Below are 15,987 nucleotides of genomic sequence, written 5' to 3'. Positions count from 1 at the left end.
CCGGCTCGGGTGCCCGGGGCCTGTCGCCCCGGCGCCCGGGCCGGGGAGACTGCCGGACGTACCCTTCTCGGTCTGTGAGGTTGAGCGTGATCGGCGCCACCGGCACTCCCCGCCCCCTGCGGCGCTCGGCGCGAGCCGCCGTCGCGACGTTGCTGTCCCTGGCCGTGGCCGTGGTGACGTTGGGCACCGCGAACTCCGACGGCGACGGACGAGGCGCCGCCCCGGTGGCCGCCGGGGCCACGGCGGAGAGCGGACGGATCGTCTACGCCGGCACCGGCCACCGCAGCCTGGCGCGGCTGACCGGGCCGACGTCGAGCGCGTCGCTGTTCGGGCCCGGCCCCGTCCACTTCGACACCGAACCCTCCGCGCGCGGCGACCAGTTGGTGTTCACCAGCCTGCGGGACGGCCCGCTGCCCCAGGTCTACCTGCGCGAGGCGTCGGGCGCGGTGCGCAGGCTCACCACCGGCATGGACACCGCGGAGCCGACGCTCGCCCCGGACGGCAGGACCGTCGTGTTCGACGCGGTGGAGCCCGGCGGGCGCAACGGGCAGACCCAGCGGGACCTCTGGGTGGTCAACACCGACGGCACCGGCCTGCGCAGGCTGACCGACACCGCGGACTCCGAGGCGCACCCGACGGTCTCGCCCGACGGCAAGTGGGTCGCGTACACCTGCGACGTGGACCCGGCGCACACCCAGGTCTACGTCATGCCGCTGGCCGGCGGCGCGGCGCGGCGGATCACCGCGGTGACCGCCGGCAACGCCGTCGAACCGGCGTGGAACCCGGTGGACGCGCCCGACCTGCGCGACCAGATCGTCTACACCTGGGACCAGGCCGGCCAGACCGGGCCGCAGCTGCGGGTGATCTCGCCCGAGGGCACCAACGACCGGGCGTTCTTCCCCGGCGTCGGCGGCGACTGGCGGACCAGGTCCGCCGGTTGGCTGCCCGACGGCAGCGGCGTGCTCTTCCTCAGCCCCAACCGGCAGAACGCCGACCCGACGCCGTACGAGAACGTGTACCGCGCCCTGACCTGCTTCTGTGGCGGGGCCGAACTGGTGGCGAGCGAGGACCGCGCCGTCCGCACGCCGGTCTGGCTCGGCCCCCAGAAGGGCGGCGGGCCCGTCGTGGACCGCAACAGCGCCGACACCCCCAACGTGGCCGACCTGTCGGACATCCGCCCCGACGGAGCGGACCCGCGCGACCTGGGCGTCAGCGTGCTCCGGGAGGACCCGGCCGCCGACACCGACACCGACCCCGCGGCCGACCCCCTGTTCAACCCCCGCCCCGGCTACGACCCGTGGTTCGAACGGCAGACCTACACGCCGGACGGCCGGCGGATCGTGCTGACCCGCTTCGAGGACTCGCCCGCAGGCCGGATCGAACGGATCTGGCAGACCGGCGCCGACGGCTCCGACCCGAAGCCGATGAACCTCGCCGGGCGCGGACCGAAGGACTGGGACACCGACCCGGAGCTCTCGCCCGACGGCCGCCTGATGGCCTTCACCAGGACCTCGCCCGGCGGCGTCGGGGCGGCCTCCGGCCCCGGGCGGGTGCTGATCGCGGACGTGTCGACCGGCGCGATCGTCGGCACCGTCGAACCGGCCAACGGCCAGCCGGCCGCGTCCATGGCCCAGCCCTCGTGGTCCCCGGACGGCAAGCTGATCGCCTACACCAGGACCGAGGTCGTCAACGGCAACGGCGGCAACAAGCACGTGTGGACCGTGCCCGCCAACGCCCTCGACCGGCCGACCGACCTCAGCCGCAGGGCCTGCCCGGGCGCCTGCGACGTCATCGACGACAGCCCCGCATTCTCGCCCGACGGCCGGCGCGTCGCCTTCAACCGCAAGACCGGCGACGGCGGGCTCAACCAGCAGAACGGAGTCCTCGTCAGCTCGGCCACCGGCGACGGCTGCACGGTGGTCCTGCCCGCCGGACTGAGCCAGGACCGGAACGCCTGCCGCCGCCCGCTGCCGGACACCTCCGCCACCGGCCCGTTCCAGCCCCGCGACGTCGCCTGGACGGCGGACGGCGGGCAGCTGGTGCTGACCTCCCGCCGGGCCCTGCCGGCGAACTCGCCGGAGGCGCTGCAGAGCTACGACTTCGCGACCGGCCGGCTCACCTCCGTCAACTCCAGGCTGCCGGGGCGGCAGAAGGAACCGAGCGTCCAGCAGTCCGTCGACCTGTCGCTGAGCGCGCCGGCCGCCACCATCCCGATGCAGATCGGGGGCTCCACCACCGTGGCCATCACCGTCACCAACCACGGCCCGGCGCCCTCACCCGGCACCGCGTTCACCGCGTCGGTGCCGACGGGCGCCCGGCTCACCGGGCTCAAGGCCACGGCCGGCACCTGCGCCGCCGACGCCCTCCGGTGCGAACTCGGCACCCTGGCCCCGGGCGCGGTCGTCCAGGTGACCGCCACCGTCGTCGGGACCGTGGCCGGCGACCAGCGGTTCGGCTGGTGGGTGACCGGGGCGGTGGTCGACCCGAAGCCCGAGGACAACATCGCGCAGACGGTCGTACCCGTCCAGGCCGCGTCGCCGTCCCCGAGCCCGTCTCCGACCCCGACCCCGACTGCCTCGCCGACCCCGACCCCGACACCGACCCAGACCCCGCCCGTCTCCTCACCCCCGGCCCCGCCACCGCCGCCCGCCCCGGCCCCCGCACCGCAGCCGGCGCCGCCCGCGCCGAAGGCCGGACCGGCCGTGACGGTCGGCGCCCAACCGAACCCCGGATACGTCGGCGGCCGGGTCACCGTCACCTACACCGTGCGCAACGACGGCCAGGCCCTCGCCACCGGACTGCGCGTCTCGCTCGGCCTGCCCGCCGGCGTCCCCACCGGGCCGATGCCACCCGGCTGCACCGGCGGCGTCTGCGACGTGGCCGACCTGCCCCCGGGCGGCAGCGCCGTCGTGCAGGTGGTGCTCGCCCCCGAGGCGACCCTGGACACCACCATCACCTCCGTCCTGACCACCACCGGCACGGACGCCGACCCGGGCGACCACGTCGCGCGGACCCCGCTGCGCATCCTCCAGCCCCGCATCGTCGCGGTGCCGCCGATCGGCAAGCCCGGCTTCGTGACCTCCGTCCGCGGCGTGGACTTCCCGCCCGGCACACCGGTGACCCTCACCTGGACGCCCGGCATCACCGCCGCCGCGGCGCCCACCGTCCCCAAGACCGACGGCACCTTCGCGGGCCAGCTGCTCATCCTCGCCAAGGACGAGACCGGCCCCCGGACCATCACCGCGAGCGGCCCCGGCTTCTCCCCGGTGACCACCCCCTTCCTCGTGGTGGCCGGCAGCGTCGGCCCGCCGGGGGAGGTGCAGCGGCGGTGATCCACGAAGTCGACGAGGCGCTGCGGCTCCTGCTCGTCGAGAGCGGCCTCCAGGAACGCGGGATCGAGCTGGTCTTCGAATCGCCGACCCGGGACTGGGCCGCCCGGCGCAACGCCCCCACCGTCAGCGTCTTCCTCTACGGCATCCGCGAGGACGTGTCCCGCCGCCAGGCCGGCGCCGCCGAGCAGCACGACGCCGACGGCGTGGTCGTGGCCTGGCGCAGCGCGCCCCGCTGGTTCGAACTGGCCTACCTGGTGACGGCGTGGACCAACCGGGCCCAGGACGAGCACCGGCTGCTGTCGGAGGTGCTCCGCTGCCTGACGGCCGCCGACGCGCTGCCCGCCCGGCTGCTCACCGGCACGCTCGCCGAACTCGGGCTCACCGTCGGGCTGGAGACCGCCGGGCGCGGCGAGGGCATGCCTTCGGTGTCCGACGTGTGGTCGGCCCTCGGCGGCGAGCTGAAACCCTCGATCGACCTCAGGGTGCTCGCCCCGCTGTCCGGCCGGCGGGCCCAGGCGGGGCCCCCGGTCACCGACGGGCTCGTGCTGCGCGCCGTCGACAGGGGCGGCGAGAGCGGCGAGAGCCACGAGAGCGACGCCGACGCCCCGGAGGCCACGGGTGACCCGGGCCGCCGGCTGCGTTACGAGGGCGGCACGGACCCCGGCGCGGACGGCTTCGCCGCGCCCCGGGAACGCCAGCTGCCGCCGGGCCGCAGACGGCGCGGCGGTGCGCCGCGATGACCCTCGACCTGGAAGCGGCGGCCACCAGCGGGCCCGCCGCCGACCTGGACGACCTGTGGGAGCGGCTGAGCCGCCTCGAACAGCGGATCCGGGCCGCCGTCCGCGAGCGCAGGGCCGACGACCCGGACCCGGACGACCCGTACCGGGGCCAGTACCTCACCCCGGAGGCGGCGGAACGGATCCTCGCGGCGCCCGCCGCGACGGGCCGGGCCGGCGCCGACCTCGGGGAACCGCCGCCGCCACCGCCCGGATCGAGGACCGAACGGCTCGTCGACGGCTTCGGACTGCTCCCGCTGGACCTCGAACTCCTGCTGGTGGCACTCGCCCCCGACCTCGACACCCGCTTCGAACGGCTCTACGGGTACCTCAACGACGACCTGACCCTGCGCCGGCCGACCATCGGGCTCGCGCTCGAACTGTGCGGGCTGTCCGGGGCGGGCGCCGGCCGGTTCCGCTTCTCCGCCCAGGCCCCGCTGGTCGCCGGCGGCCTGCTGGAGATCACCGAACCGGAACGCCCGCTGCTCTCCCGGGGCCTGCGCCTGCCCGACCGGGTGACGGCCCATCTGCTCGGCTCGGACGAACCCGACGGCGCGCTGCGCGGGCTGGTCCGCGTCGGCCGGTCCGGCGTCGGCACCCCGCCGCAGGCCGCGCGCCGGCTGCGCGCCACCGTGGCCAACGGCGGCGGACTGGTGCACCTGCTGGACCGGGGCGGCAACGCCGGGCGGCTCGCGGTCGACGCCCTCGCGGGCCTCGGCCGCCGGGCCCTGGTCGTCGACGTCACCGCGCTCGCCGCCCGCCCCCCGGAGGCCGTGGTCCGGGCGCTCGCCCGGGAGGCGCGGCTGAGCGGCAGCGGTGTGGTGCTGGGCCCGCTGGAGCGGCTCGAACCCGAACGCCCCGAGCGGGCCGGGCTGTTGCGCGAGCTGTGCGCGGAACTCGCCGAGGTGCCGCTGCTCGTGCACGGGTCGCGCCCGTGGGATCCGACCTGGGCGCAGGAGAGCCCGGTGGTGCTCGTGGTACCGCCGCTGGACCCGGCGCAGCGCGCGGAACGCTGGGCGCACGCGCTGGGCGGCGCTTCGCATGAGCCTTCGGGTGAGCCTTCGGGCGAACCCGGAGAAGGCCCTGCGGAAGGGCCGTACGAGGGCGTGCTGAGACCCGAGTTGGCCGAGGCCGTCGCCCCGTACCAGCTGGACGAGGACCAGGTGGCCAGGGCCGCCGGGGTCGCGACCAGGACGGCCGCCGCCGAACACCGCCCGGTGACCGCCGACGACCTGCGGGCCGCCGTACGGGCGCAGAACGGGGCGGGGCTCGCCCGCCTCGCCCGCCGGATCGAGCCCGCCGTCGGGTGGGACGACCTGGTGCTGCCCGAGCCCACCGCGCGCCAACTGCACGAGCTCGCGCTGCGTGCCAGGCACCGCGACCAGGTGCTCGGCCAGTGGCGGATGCGGCCGGGCGGAGGGCGCGGGCGCGGGGTGATCGCGCTGTTCGCGGGGGAGTCCGGCACCGGGAAGACCATGTCGGCCGAGGTGGTCGCCGCCGAACTCGGCATGGAGCTGTACGTCGTGGACCTGTCCACCGTCGTGGACAAGTACATCGGCGAGACGGAGAAGAACCTGGAGCGGATCTTCACCGAGGCCTCGCACGTGAACGCCGTCCTGCTGTTCGACGAGGCCGACGCGATCTTCGGCAAGCGGTCGCAGGTCAAGGACGCCCACGACCGCCACGCCAACGTGGAGTCGGCGTACCTGTTGCAGCGGATGGAGTCCTTCGACGGGATCGCCGTGCTGACGACCAACCTGCGCGCCAACCTCGACGAGGCGTTCACCCGACGGCTGGACGTCATCGCGGAGTTCCCGGTGCCGGACGAGGAACAGCGGCACGCCCTGTGGGAGCGCTGCCTGGGCCCGCTGATCCCCCGCGGCGACGACCTCGACCTGGCGTTCTGCGCACGGCACTTCGAACTCGCCGGCGGCTCCATCCGGGCCTGCGCGGTGACCGCGGCCTACCTGGCCGCCGAGACGGGCCGCCCGCTGGGCATGGCGGAGCTGGTGTTCGCGGTCGAGCGGGAGTACCGCAAGCTCGGCCGGCTCGTCCTGGAGAGCGAGTTCGGGCCGTGGTCGCGTGCCTCCGGGGGCACCGTGCGGGCCTGAGCGCGCGGCCGGGCGACCACCGGCCGCGGTCGGCCGGTGACCGACTGACGACCGGCTGACGACCGGTGAGGCCCTGCCGGGGTGCCCGCCGGGGCAGCGGCTCTGCCCCTGGTCCGGGACCTGCGGACATGTCGCGGGTGGCGGCCCGGCAGCAGACTCGGTGGCGAATGATCGGCCACCCCGAAGGAGCGAGCATGCCGTCGTACCTCACCCCGGGCGTGTACGTGGAGGAGGTCCAGTCCGGTGCCCGGCCGATCGAGGGTGTCGGCACGGCCGTCGCCGCCCTCGTCGGCTTCGCCCAGACCGGCCCCTTCCACGAGCCCACCCTGGTGACCAACTGGGACCAGTACGTCCAGCAGTTCGGCGGCTTCTCCGAAGGCACCTACCTGCCCCACGCCGTCTACGGCTTCTTCGCCAACGGCGGCGGCGCCGTCTACGTCGTGCGGATCGGCGAGCCCGCCGGCGAGACGGCCGGCGGCTGGCCGCCGGCCGCCCGATCGGCGCCCGCGCCCACCGCCCACGCCGGCTTCCTGTTCACGGCCCTGCCCGCTGGGGGCGCCGACCTGACCGTCGAGATCGCCGACGTCGAGGGCGACAACGTCCCCGACGACCGGTTCCGGCTGGTGGTCCGCAAGGGCGCCGAGGTCGCCGAGACGTACGACGTCTCGACCCGCAAGAACACCAAGGGCTACGTCGTCACCCAGCTGCGCGAGTCCAAGCTCGTCGCGGTCAGCGAGCAGCCGGGCACCGCGCCGAGCCGTCCGGAGCGCCAGACGCTCGCCCTCGCCGCAGCCCCCGCGCCCGGGCCGGTCGCCCCCGCCGCCACGACCCGGATCAGCCCCGCCGAGTACGTCGGCGACGCCTCGGCCCGCACCGGGTTCTCCGGCCTGGAGGCGATCGACGAGATCACCATGGTCGCGGTGCCCGACCTGATGAGCGCCTACCAGCGCGGGGACATCGACGCCGAGGGCGTGCGGACCGTCCAGCTCGCGGTGATGTCGCACTGCGAGCAGATGGGCGACCGGATCGCCGTCCTGGACGCCCCGCCCGGGCTGAGCGCCCAGCAGGTGCGCAACTGGCGCAACAACGAGGCGGGCTTCGACTCCCGCTACGCGGCCCTGTACTACCCGTGGATCAAGGTGTTCGACCCGGCGACCGGCCGCAACACGATGGTCCCGCCGAGCGGGCACGCCGCCGGGGTGTGGGCGCGCAGCGACGCCGAGCGCGGCGTGCACAAGGCGCCGGCCAACGAGGTCATCCGCGGCGCGGTGGACCTGGAGATCCGCCTCAGCAAGGGCGAGCAGGACCTGCTGAACCCGATCGGCGTCAACTGCGTGCGGGCCTTCCCCGGGCGCGGCATCCGGATCTGGGGCGCCCGGACCCTCTCCTCGGACCCGGCGTGGCGCTACCTCAACGTGCGGCGGCTCTTCAACTACCTGGAGGAGTCCATCCTCCTGGGGACCCAGTGGGTGGTGTTCGAGCCCAACGACGACCGGCTGTGGTCCAGCATCCGCCGCAACATCACGGCGTTCCTGACCGAGGAGTGGCGACGCGGGGCGCTGTTCGGCGCCACGGCCGCGGAGGCCTTCTACGTCAAGTGCGACCGTGAGAACAACCCGCAGGAGTCCATCGACCTCGGGCAGGTGGTGTGCGAGATCGGGGTCGCTCCGGTGAAGCCCGCCGAGTTCGTGGTGTTCCGGCTGTCCCAGTTCTCCGACAGCACGAGCCTCGTCAACGAGTGACCAGCAGGCCAGCACAGACCGGAAGGTGACAGGAAGTCATGGCTGAAGGCGATCCGCTCTCCACACACATATTCGGCGTCCAACTCGGCGGCTACAACGTCGAGTCCGTCAAGGAGATCAGCAACCTGACCGTCGACCAGGACGTCGTCGAGTACAAGCAGGTGACCCAGCAGGGCAAGCTGATCGTCCGCAAACAGCCCGGCGCGCGGCTGCCGGGCGAGGTGACGATCACCCGCGGGCTCGACAAGAGCGGGGCGTTCACCAAGTGGATCAACGAGACCCTCAACAACGGCGCGATCAACACCGCGCGGCAGAACCTCACCATCGAGGTCAAGGACACCACCGGTGCCACCCTCCGGCGGATCCAGCTGATGAACGCCTGGGCCAGCCGGTGGGAGGGCCCCACCCTCACCGCCGGTGAGTCCAGCGCCGCGACCGAGACGGTGACCATCGTGTTCGAGGAGATCACCGTCGAATGAGACGACGGATCAGCCTCGACGAACTCCTGGAGCAGGCTCCGGCAGCCGCCCCCGCTCCCGCCGCGGCCCCGCAGGCCGCCGCGCCGCAGCGGGGGCGGGGCCCGCAGGGGCACGGACTGAACACGGAGTTCGAGTTCGAGCTCCCGCGCGGGTACCTGGACGACGAGGGCGTCCTGCACCGGCACGGCGCCATGCGCCTGGCCACCGCGCGGGACGAACTCATGCCCCAGATCGACCTGCGGGTCAAGGAGAACCCGGCGTACCTGAGCGTGGTGCTGCTCAGCCACGTGATCACCCGGCTCGGCACCGTCACCGACGTGCACGCCGGTGTCGTCGAGCAGATGTACGCCACCGACGTCGCGTTCCTGCAGGACTTCTACCAGCGGATCAACAGCGAGGGCCACACCCGCGCCGCGGTGACCTGCCCGCACTGCGACGGCTCCTTCGAAGTCGACCTCGCTGGTGGGCGCCTGGGGGAATGGTGACGTACGCGACCACCCGGCTGTACGAGGAGGTCGCGTACATCGCCTACCACTTCCACTGGCAGCGGGAGGACATCCTCGACCTGTCCCACCAGGAACGCCGCGCGTGGGTGCGGGAGATCGCGCGGATCAACACCCGCGTCAACGAAGGCGGGTGAGCGCGGGATGGGGATTCGGGACCGGCTCGGGCGCCGGAAGGCCGGCGGTCCGGGCGAGGCGGGCGCTTCGGGTGCCCCGGGCACCTCGGGTGCTGCCGGCGGCACGGGTGACGCGGCTCCCGCGCCCCGGGCCGACGCGCCCGCCCCGGACGGTGGTTGGCGCGCGGTCGCGCCTCTGACCCCGACCCTCGCGGGAGCGGCGGGCGGGGTCAGCGACGGCCTGCGGTTCCGGTCCCGGCTCGCCTCCTGGCAGAACCCCTCGCTGACCGGCGCACTCGGGCACGCGGCCCTGCCGTCCGCCCCGGCGGGCATCCTGCGGGCGGTGGCACGGCCCCTCGGCCCGGCGGTCTCCGCCGGGGCGGACGGGCCCGTGCTGCCTTACGCCGCACCGGCGGTGGCGCCGTCGGAGGCCGCGGATCCGGTACCGGCCTCGGCTTCGGATTCGGTGGGGCGCGGGCCGGGCGCGACGGGCGGGCTCGGTCGGGTGCGGCAGGTGCAGAGGTCCGGCGCCGTGGTGCGACGGCTGCCCGTACGGGCGGTGGCTGCCGAGGGCGGCGACGCGCAGGCTGCCTCCGCGCCCGCTGCCCCCGCGCCCGCTCACGGTTCCGAGGTGCCGTCTGCCGGGCGGGCCAGGACTGCCAGGCCGGTCCCGTCGCGTCGCGTCGGGAAGCCGCTGACCACCGCACCCCGCCCCCGGTCGCTGCCGACGCGCGCGGTGGCCGCGATCCCGCCCCGGCCGGTGCAGCGTGCCGCGAGCGCGACGACGGTGGAGCGTGCCGCTGCCGTCGCGCCGGTGGAGCGGCCCGACGGTGTGAAGCCGGTGGAGCGGTCCGAGGGCGCGGCCCCGGTGGAACGGCCCGCGAGCGCGACGACGGTGGAGCATTCCGCCGCCGTCGCTCCGCCCGTCGTGGAGCCGGGTGCCACTGCGCGGCCGTCCGAGACCTCCGAGTCGGCCCTGGTGCGACCGACCGATGCCCCGACCCCGCGCACCGGCAACGCCGTGCAGCGCGCCGCGAGGGGAGGCGGCGCACCGGGCCGGCCCGTGCTCGGTGCCCCGCTGACCTCGCTGCCCGCCAGCGCCTCGCCACGGCTCAACGCCGACGGCGCGTCAGGCATCGTCCCTGGTCAAGGCCCCGAGGCCGGGCACGGACCGATGCCGATCGTCTCCCCGCCCGCGCAGCCGCCCGCGCAGCCGGCCGCTCCGGCGGGGAGCGGGCCGGACGGTGCGGAGCCGTCGGCACCGGGCAGCCCGGCCCGCTCGGCTCGCCCTGCCCGTCCCGAGCCCGGACGGCGCGGGGACGCCCCTGTGCAGCGCGCCGTCCAGACCGGCGGCGGTCCGACCGCCGTGCAGCGCGCCACACAGCCGCGCACCGAACAGGCGCGCCCCGAATCGTCCAACGCCCGCACGCACGGCGGCCTGGGCGCGCCGCTGACCGCGCTGCCGCCGACGGCGGGCGCGGCACCCGGAGCACGGGCCGCCGGTACGGCCGACGGCCGGCGCGGCCCCGTCCGGCGGACCACGGCCCCGGGCCACGGAGCCCCCGTGACTCCCGACACCCCACGGACTCCCGCCACCCCCGTCACTTCCGCACGGCCACAGCCGACCGGCCGAAGCGCGGCGGCCCCCAGCCCGGAAGGCGCTCCTCGCGCCACGGGCACGGCCCCCGCCGAGCCGGGCGCCACGGCAGTCCAGCGTGCGGCTGCGCCCGGCGCGCGAAGCGCTGGCACGAGCGGGCAGGGCGGCTCCACCGCGCCCGGCCCCGCCGTCGGGCCGCAGTCGCCCCCCGGGGCGGCACCGCAGGACGCGGGCCGCCGGGCCCGGCGCAGCGGTGGTACCGGTGGTACGGGGGGTACCGGTGGCGCCCGGGACGTGCGGCCCACCGCTTCGCCGGGCGAGCCCGGCCCGCTGGTCGTGGCCCGCTCGCCGATCGGCGGCACCGCCGCACGTCCGGCGGCCGAGCCGGGCCACCGCACGCTGGGCCTGCTCGGCGAGCGCCGCATGGCGTCCACACTCGCCGCACCGGCGACGGCGCCCGCACCGGTGTCCGGCCGAGCGCCGGCGCCGGCGCCCGCCCCACCCGTCGTCAGGGCCGCCTGGCCACAGGAGCCGCCGGCGCGCACCCAGGTGCCGCAGGCCCCGGAACCGGTGGCACCCGCGAGCTGGCGGCACCGGGCCGCCGCCGTCCTGCGCCTGCCCCGACGGGCACAGGCGAGCCGACCCGACGCTGCGCGCCCGGCGTCCCCAGCGGCACCGGCGTCCCCGGCGGACCCGGAAGGCACCGGCCCGGCGGCGCGGGGTGCGCGGGGTGCCGTGGTGGCGCGTGCGGGTGCGCGGGAACCGGCGTCCGGCGGCTCCGCCGACCCTGCCGGCTCGGGCGTGGTAGGGCGTTCTGCTGCCGTGAGGCGTCCGAGCGTGCAGCGTTCGGTGGCCGGCGGCGCCGGCCCGGTGAAGGCGGATGCGCGCTCGTCGGCGTCGGCGGGCTCGGCGGCGCGGGGGCCGCGGCCGTCGGAGCGCGGTGGGGCCCCCTCGGGGCGTGCGGGTGTGCGGGGTCCGGCGACTGGTGGCACCGGTCCGGTGGCCGTCGGCCCCGGTACCGGCCCGATGGAGGCGGATACGCGCCGGTCGGAGCACGGCGGTCCTCCTGCGGGGCGGGCCGGTGTGCAGCGTTCGACGACGGCCGGGGGACCTCGCCGGGAGGCGTCGGACGGGCAGCCCGTAGCGCCCGACACCGCCCCGGCCGGGCGGGCGCGACGCGGGGAGACTCCTGTGCCGCCGCCGGCTGTGGAGCGTGGCGGCCGTGGTCCGGCGGTGCAGCGGTCGGTCTCCGGCGGTCCGAGCCCCGTCGAGCCGGGTGTCCGGTCGGCGGAGCCGCGAGGTGCTGCGGTGCCTGTCGTGGTTCCCGCCGGGCGGGTGCGGCACGGGGAGCGTCCAGCACCCCCGGTCGTCGTGGCCGATGCCGGCCCGGCGGCCGTGGGCGCCTCTCGTGTCGGGCGCGCTGCGAGCGTGCAGCGCTCGGTGTCCGCCGGCCCTGTTGTCGCGGGCCCTGCCGTTGCCGCTGCTGCCGCTGGCCCTGCCCTCGCCCCCGGCTCGGTCGAGGCGGCCGTGCGACCGGCGTTCTCCGACGACGCGTCGGCGCCTGCCGCCGTCCCCACCGTCCCCGCCGGTCGCGGGGGGCGTCCTGCGTCCGCGCCCGCTGCCTCCTCCGGCGGCCGTGTTCCCAGCGTGCCGTTGGTACGACTCACCCCGCCGAGCGCCCCGGCGTCCCCGGCGTCCCCGGCGATGGTCCAGCGGCTGCCGGTCGCCGGGCCCGCGGGCCCGGCCGTGCCCGCGTCCGCGACGCCGCCGCTGCCGAGCGGTGGCGCCGGGGCGCCGGGCGTCGCGGGGGGCGGCTTCGGCGGACCGGGGGCAGGCGGGGAGTCGCCGCTGCGCACCGGGTCGTGGTCGTGGACCGCGCCGTCCCGGGACGGCGCGGTCCCGTCGTCAGGGCCGTCCGGGCCGGCGCGGCCTTCGACGGAGACGGCCCGGGTGCTGCAACGGGTGGCGGAGCAGGCGGGGTTGTCCGGGGTGCCGTTGACCGCCGTACCGGCCCGCACCCCGGTGACCGTCCAGACCGCCTCGTCCCCGCCGCCGACCGCGGCCCCGCCCCCGCAGCCGGGCGGCGGATCGTCGACCGGGTCCCCGTCGGGGGCCGACCTCGACGAACTGGCCCGGCGCCTGATCGAGCCCGTCGGACGGCTGCTGCGCGTGGAGTTGCGCAGGGGGAGGGAGCGCGCCGGGCGGCCGTACGACGGCCGTCGCTGAGCGCTCGGGGCGCGGCGGGCAGACGGGCAGTGGCAGGTGGCAGGTGGGCAGGGCGACGGAGGCAGGAATGACCGACAACATCTTCGCGACGAGCGTGTTCTTCAAGCTCACGATCGGCGGCAACGACCTGGGCGAGTTCACGACGTGCTCGGGGCTGGGTGCCGAGGTCGAGATCCACCAGTACGCCGAGGGCGGCAACAACGGCTTCTCCTGGCAGTTGCCGGGCCGGATCACCTGGTCGAACATCACGCTCACCCGTGCGGTCACCGCGGACACCGTCAAGATCGCCCGCTGGCTGGACGAGACCGTGCGGCGGGTCCAGCCCAAGAACGGTGAAATCGTGGCTCTGCGGCCCGACTTGAGCCCCATCGTCAGCTGGCAGGTGCTCGGCATCGTGCCCGTCCGCTGGCAGGGCCCGTCGTTCGACCCGGCGAACTCGCAGGCGGCGACGGAGTCCCTGGAGATCGCCCACGCGGGGCTGCGCCCGTCATCGTGACGGCGCGGCGCACCCGGCGCAGGCCACCCATCGGACGACGAACGGAAGGAGGTGCGGGATGTCAGAGGTCCCCGCGAGTGTCACCCGGGCCCAACTGGCCATCATGGAGCCGCCGGCGACGGTCGGCGCCCAGCCCGGCGGGGTGATCGCGCGGCTCCCGCTCCAGTTCAACCCGTCGAGCCTGGTGCTGCGGAAGTCCTCGGAGTGGCGCCGCACCCCGTCCCGGATGGCCGCCGAGTCCGCGTTGCCCGAGTTCGTCGGCAGCGGGCCCCGCTCGCTGTCCATGGAGGTGTTCCTCGATGCGACGGCGACCCATGACGACTCGGTGGAGAAGGCGGTGGAGCAGCTGATGACGGCCTGTGTGCCGACTCCGGCGAGCCTGGCGCGCAAGAAGCCGGCGAGCCCGTGGATCCGGCTGGACTGGGGCACGTCGTCGACGACGTCGTTCAACGGGGTGCTGACCGGTCTTCAGGTCACCTACTCGCTCTTCGACGTCGACGGCAAGCCGCTGCGGGCCACCTGCTCGTTCACCATCGACGAGGCCAGTGTCGACACGCCGGGCCAGAACCCGACCTCCGGCTCGATGGAGGCGCGCAGCACCCACCGGGTGATCGCGGGCGACAGCCTGCCGCTGCTCGCCTGGCGCGAGTACGGCGACGCGACGGCGTGGCGCACCATCGCCGAGGCCAACGACATCGACGACCCGATGGTGCTCGTCCCCGGGGTGGAACTGATCGTGCCGGGGATCGACGAGCCCACCCGAGGAGGGCGGTCATGACCACTCCCGAGGCCCGCGGCGGCCGCTCCTTCGCCGCGGATCCGATCGTCGAGGCGCCCGGCCCGCTGCCGCCGGTCTGGGCGGCCCAGCTGGTCTCCTGCGACATCGAGGAGAGCACGGGCCTGCCCGACACGGCCGTGCTGATGTTCCGCGACGCGGACCACACCTTCCTCTCCGCGACCGGGGTCACCATCGGCACCCGGCTGCGGGTCTCCGTGATGACGGTGCAGGGCAACGCGCAGGTGCGGCTGTTCACCGGCGAGGTGACGGCGCTGGAGCTGGACGTGGACACCACCGGCTCGTTCACCGTGGTGCGGGCGTCCGCCATCACCCACCGGCTGATGCGCGGGCGCCGGGTGAAGGCGTTCCGCAACATGTCGACGGCGGACGTCGTCCGTCAGGTCGCCGCGGGAGCCGGGCTCGGCTGCGGCCGGGTCGACGCGTTCCCCGTCGTCCACGAGCAGCTGTCGCAGGCCAACGTCTCGGACTGGGAGTTCCTCCAGTACCTGGCGCAGGAGAGCGGCGCGCAGGTGCGGGCGGACGACGAGGGGCTGCTGGAGTTCGTCAAGCCCGAGCAGGCCTCCTCGGCCCCGGCCCCCTCGACGCCCGCTCCGCAGAACCCGATGGTCCTGGAGTACGGCCGCAACCTGCTGGAGCTGCGCGGTGTCCTGACGGGCGGCGGCGGGGCGGACACCGTCGAGGTGCGCGGCTGGAACGTCGTCACCAAGAAGGCCCTGGTCGCCACGGAGCCGTCGGTGGCCAGCGAGACGGTGCGGCCCGGGATGAGCCCGTCGACGGCGGCCGCCGCCTTCGCCGGGAAGGCGCGGATGACCGTCACCGACACCCCCTACCGCACGCAGGCGGAGACGGCGGCCGCGGCCGGGTCGGTCGCCGCCTCGGTGGCCGCCGGGTTCGGCGAGCTGGAGGCGGTCGTCGAGGGCAACCCGAAGCTGCGGGCGGGCGTTCCGGTCGCCCTGGGCAACGTCGGCGCCGCCTTCTCGGGCCGCTACACGGCCACCGCGGTGCGCCACCTGCTGGAGCCCTACCGCGGCTACCGGACCACCGTCGTGGTCAGCGCGGCGCCGGACCGCTCCCTCGCGGGGCTCGTCGCCGGCGGCGGCGCGGTGCCGCGCGGGCCGCGGATGCCCGGTCTGGCCATCGCCGTGGTCACCGACGTCCGGGAGCCGGGGGGCGCGCAACGCGGCTGGGTGCGGCTGAAGTTCCCGTGGCTGGACGACACCTACGTCTCCGACTGGGTGCGCACCGTCCAGTGGGGCGGGCAGGGCGGGGGCGGCGTGTTCAGCCCCGAGGTGAACGACGAGGTGCTGGTCGGCTTCGAGCAGGGCAGCCTGGACAGCCCGTACGTGCTGGGCGGCCTCTACAACGGCGTCGACAAGCCCTCTCCGCACGAGGTGCCACTGGTCGACCCGGCCGGCGGGAAGGTCAACCGCCGCTCGCTGGTCTCCCGTTCGGGCCACCGCCTGGAGCTGCTGGACGTGCCGGGCGGCCAGTCCGGCGTCCGGCTGGCCAGCGGGGACCGGAAGCTGGAGGTGCGGCTGGACGAGCAGCGCGGCGAGATCGTCCTGACCGTCTTCGGCGCGGCCGGTGCGGCGGCGGCGAGTTCGGTGCGGCTGTCCTCCACCGGCATCACCATCGACGCCGGCGCCGGGGCGGTGAACCTGCGCGGGGGATCGGTGAACGTCACCGGCCGCACCGAGGTCACCGTGGAGGGCGGAGCGCTGGCGGTGCTCAAGGCGGCCCTCGTGCGCATCAACTGAACCACCGTCAGCACGGCCCGACCGTCCGGCCCCCTCGAACCACCCGATTGGAG

General features: G+C 75.7%; 11 protein-coding genes. All 11 read left to right on the top strand.

Annotation, left to right across the window (positions count from 1 at the left end; all coding sequences use genetic code 11):
- Window positions 1-80 precede the first annotated feature (80 nt).
- The 11 genes from ACIO9K_RS12600 to ACIO9K_RS12550 all read left to right on the top strand — a co-directional run bounded on the left by ACIO9K_RS12600 (window position 81) and on the right by ACIO9K_RS12550 (window position 15,934).
- On the top strand, window positions 81-3,332 hold the full coding sequence (locus ACIO9K_RS12600; protein WP_400329589.1) for a hypothetical protein: 3,252 nt from the start codon (window positions 81-83) through the stop codon (window positions 3,330-3,332).
- Window positions 3,329-4,072: a DUF4255 domain-containing protein gene (locus ACIO9K_RS12595; protein WP_400329116.1), complete on the top strand. Its 744-nt coding sequence runs from the start codon at window positions 3,329-3,331 to the stop codon at window positions 4,070-4,072. Before ACIO9K_RS12600 ends, ACIO9K_RS12595 begins: the two co-directional genes overlap by 4 nt.
- Window positions 4,069-6,219 carry an AAA family ATPase gene (locus ACIO9K_RS12590; protein ID WP_400329114.1) on the top strand — a complete coding sequence of 717 codons (2,151 nt, stop codon included), beginning with the start codon at window positions 4,069-4,071 and terminating at the stop codon, window positions 6,217-6,219. Before ACIO9K_RS12595 ends, ACIO9K_RS12590 begins: the two co-directional genes overlap by 4 nt.
- 194 nt (window positions 6,220-6,413) lie before the next feature.
- Window positions 6,414-7,961, top strand: a complete 1,548-nt coding sequence (locus ACIO9K_RS12585; RefSeq protein ID WP_363621785.1) for a phage tail sheath family protein — start codon at window positions 6,414-6,416, stop codon at window positions 7,959-7,961.
- 38 nt (window positions 7,962-7,999) lie between these two features.
- Window positions 8,000-8,440 (top strand): phage tail protein, encoded by a 441-nt coding sequence (locus ACIO9K_RS12580; RefSeq protein ID WP_063346012.1) that lies wholly within the window; start codon window positions 8,000-8,002, stop codon window positions 8,438-8,440.
- The gene (locus ACIO9K_RS12575) at window positions 8,437-8,925 is read left to right on the top strand and encodes a hypothetical protein (RefSeq protein WP_400329111.1); all 489 of its coding nucleotides are present in this window, start codon (window positions 8,437-8,439) and stop codon (window positions 8,923-8,925) included. The genes ACIO9K_RS12580 and ACIO9K_RS12575 overlap by 4 nt, the downstream gene beginning before the upstream one ends.
- Complete coding sequence (locus ACIO9K_RS12570; protein ID WP_347878560.1) at window positions 8,922-9,080, top strand: DUF6760 family protein; 159 nt, start codon at window positions 8,922-8,924, stop codon at window positions 9,078-9,080. The genes ACIO9K_RS12575 and ACIO9K_RS12570 overlap by 4 nt, the downstream gene beginning before the upstream one ends.
- Before the next feature lie 3,223 nt (window positions 9,081-12,303).
- On the top strand, window positions 12,304-12,882 hold the full coding sequence (locus ACIO9K_RS12565) for a hypothetical protein (RefSeq protein WP_400329108.1): 579 nt from the start codon (window positions 12,304-12,306) through the stop codon (window positions 12,880-12,882).
- A 67-nt stretch (window positions 12,883-12,949) separates the two neighbouring features.
- Window positions 12,950-13,378, top strand: a complete 429-nt coding sequence (locus ACIO9K_RS12560) for a phage tail protein (RefSeq protein WP_363373130.1) — start codon at window positions 12,950-12,952, stop codon at window positions 13,376-13,378.
- Window positions 13,379-13,436: 58 nt separating this feature from the next.
- Window positions 13,437-14,156, top strand: coding sequence for a peptidase M23 (locus ACIO9K_RS12555; protein WP_363585555.1), 720 nt, complete (start codon window positions 13,437-13,439; stop codon window positions 14,154-14,156).
- Window positions 14,153-15,934 (top strand): VgrG-related protein, encoded by a 1,782-nt coding sequence (locus tag ACIO9K_RS12550; protein ID WP_400329103.1) that lies wholly within the window; start codon window positions 14,153-14,155, stop codon window positions 15,932-15,934. The genes ACIO9K_RS12555 and ACIO9K_RS12550 overlap by 4 nt, the downstream gene beginning before the upstream one ends.
- Window positions 15,935-15,987: the final 53 nt, after the last annotated feature.

Source organism: Kitasatospora sp. NPDC087271, from assembly GCF_044744605.1.
Lineage (GTDB): Bacteria > Actinomycetota > Actinomycetes > Streptomycetales > Streptomycetaceae > Kitasatospora.
Note: the sequence above shows the minus strand (reverse complement) of the source record. Positions and strands in the feature narration are given on the sequence as shown.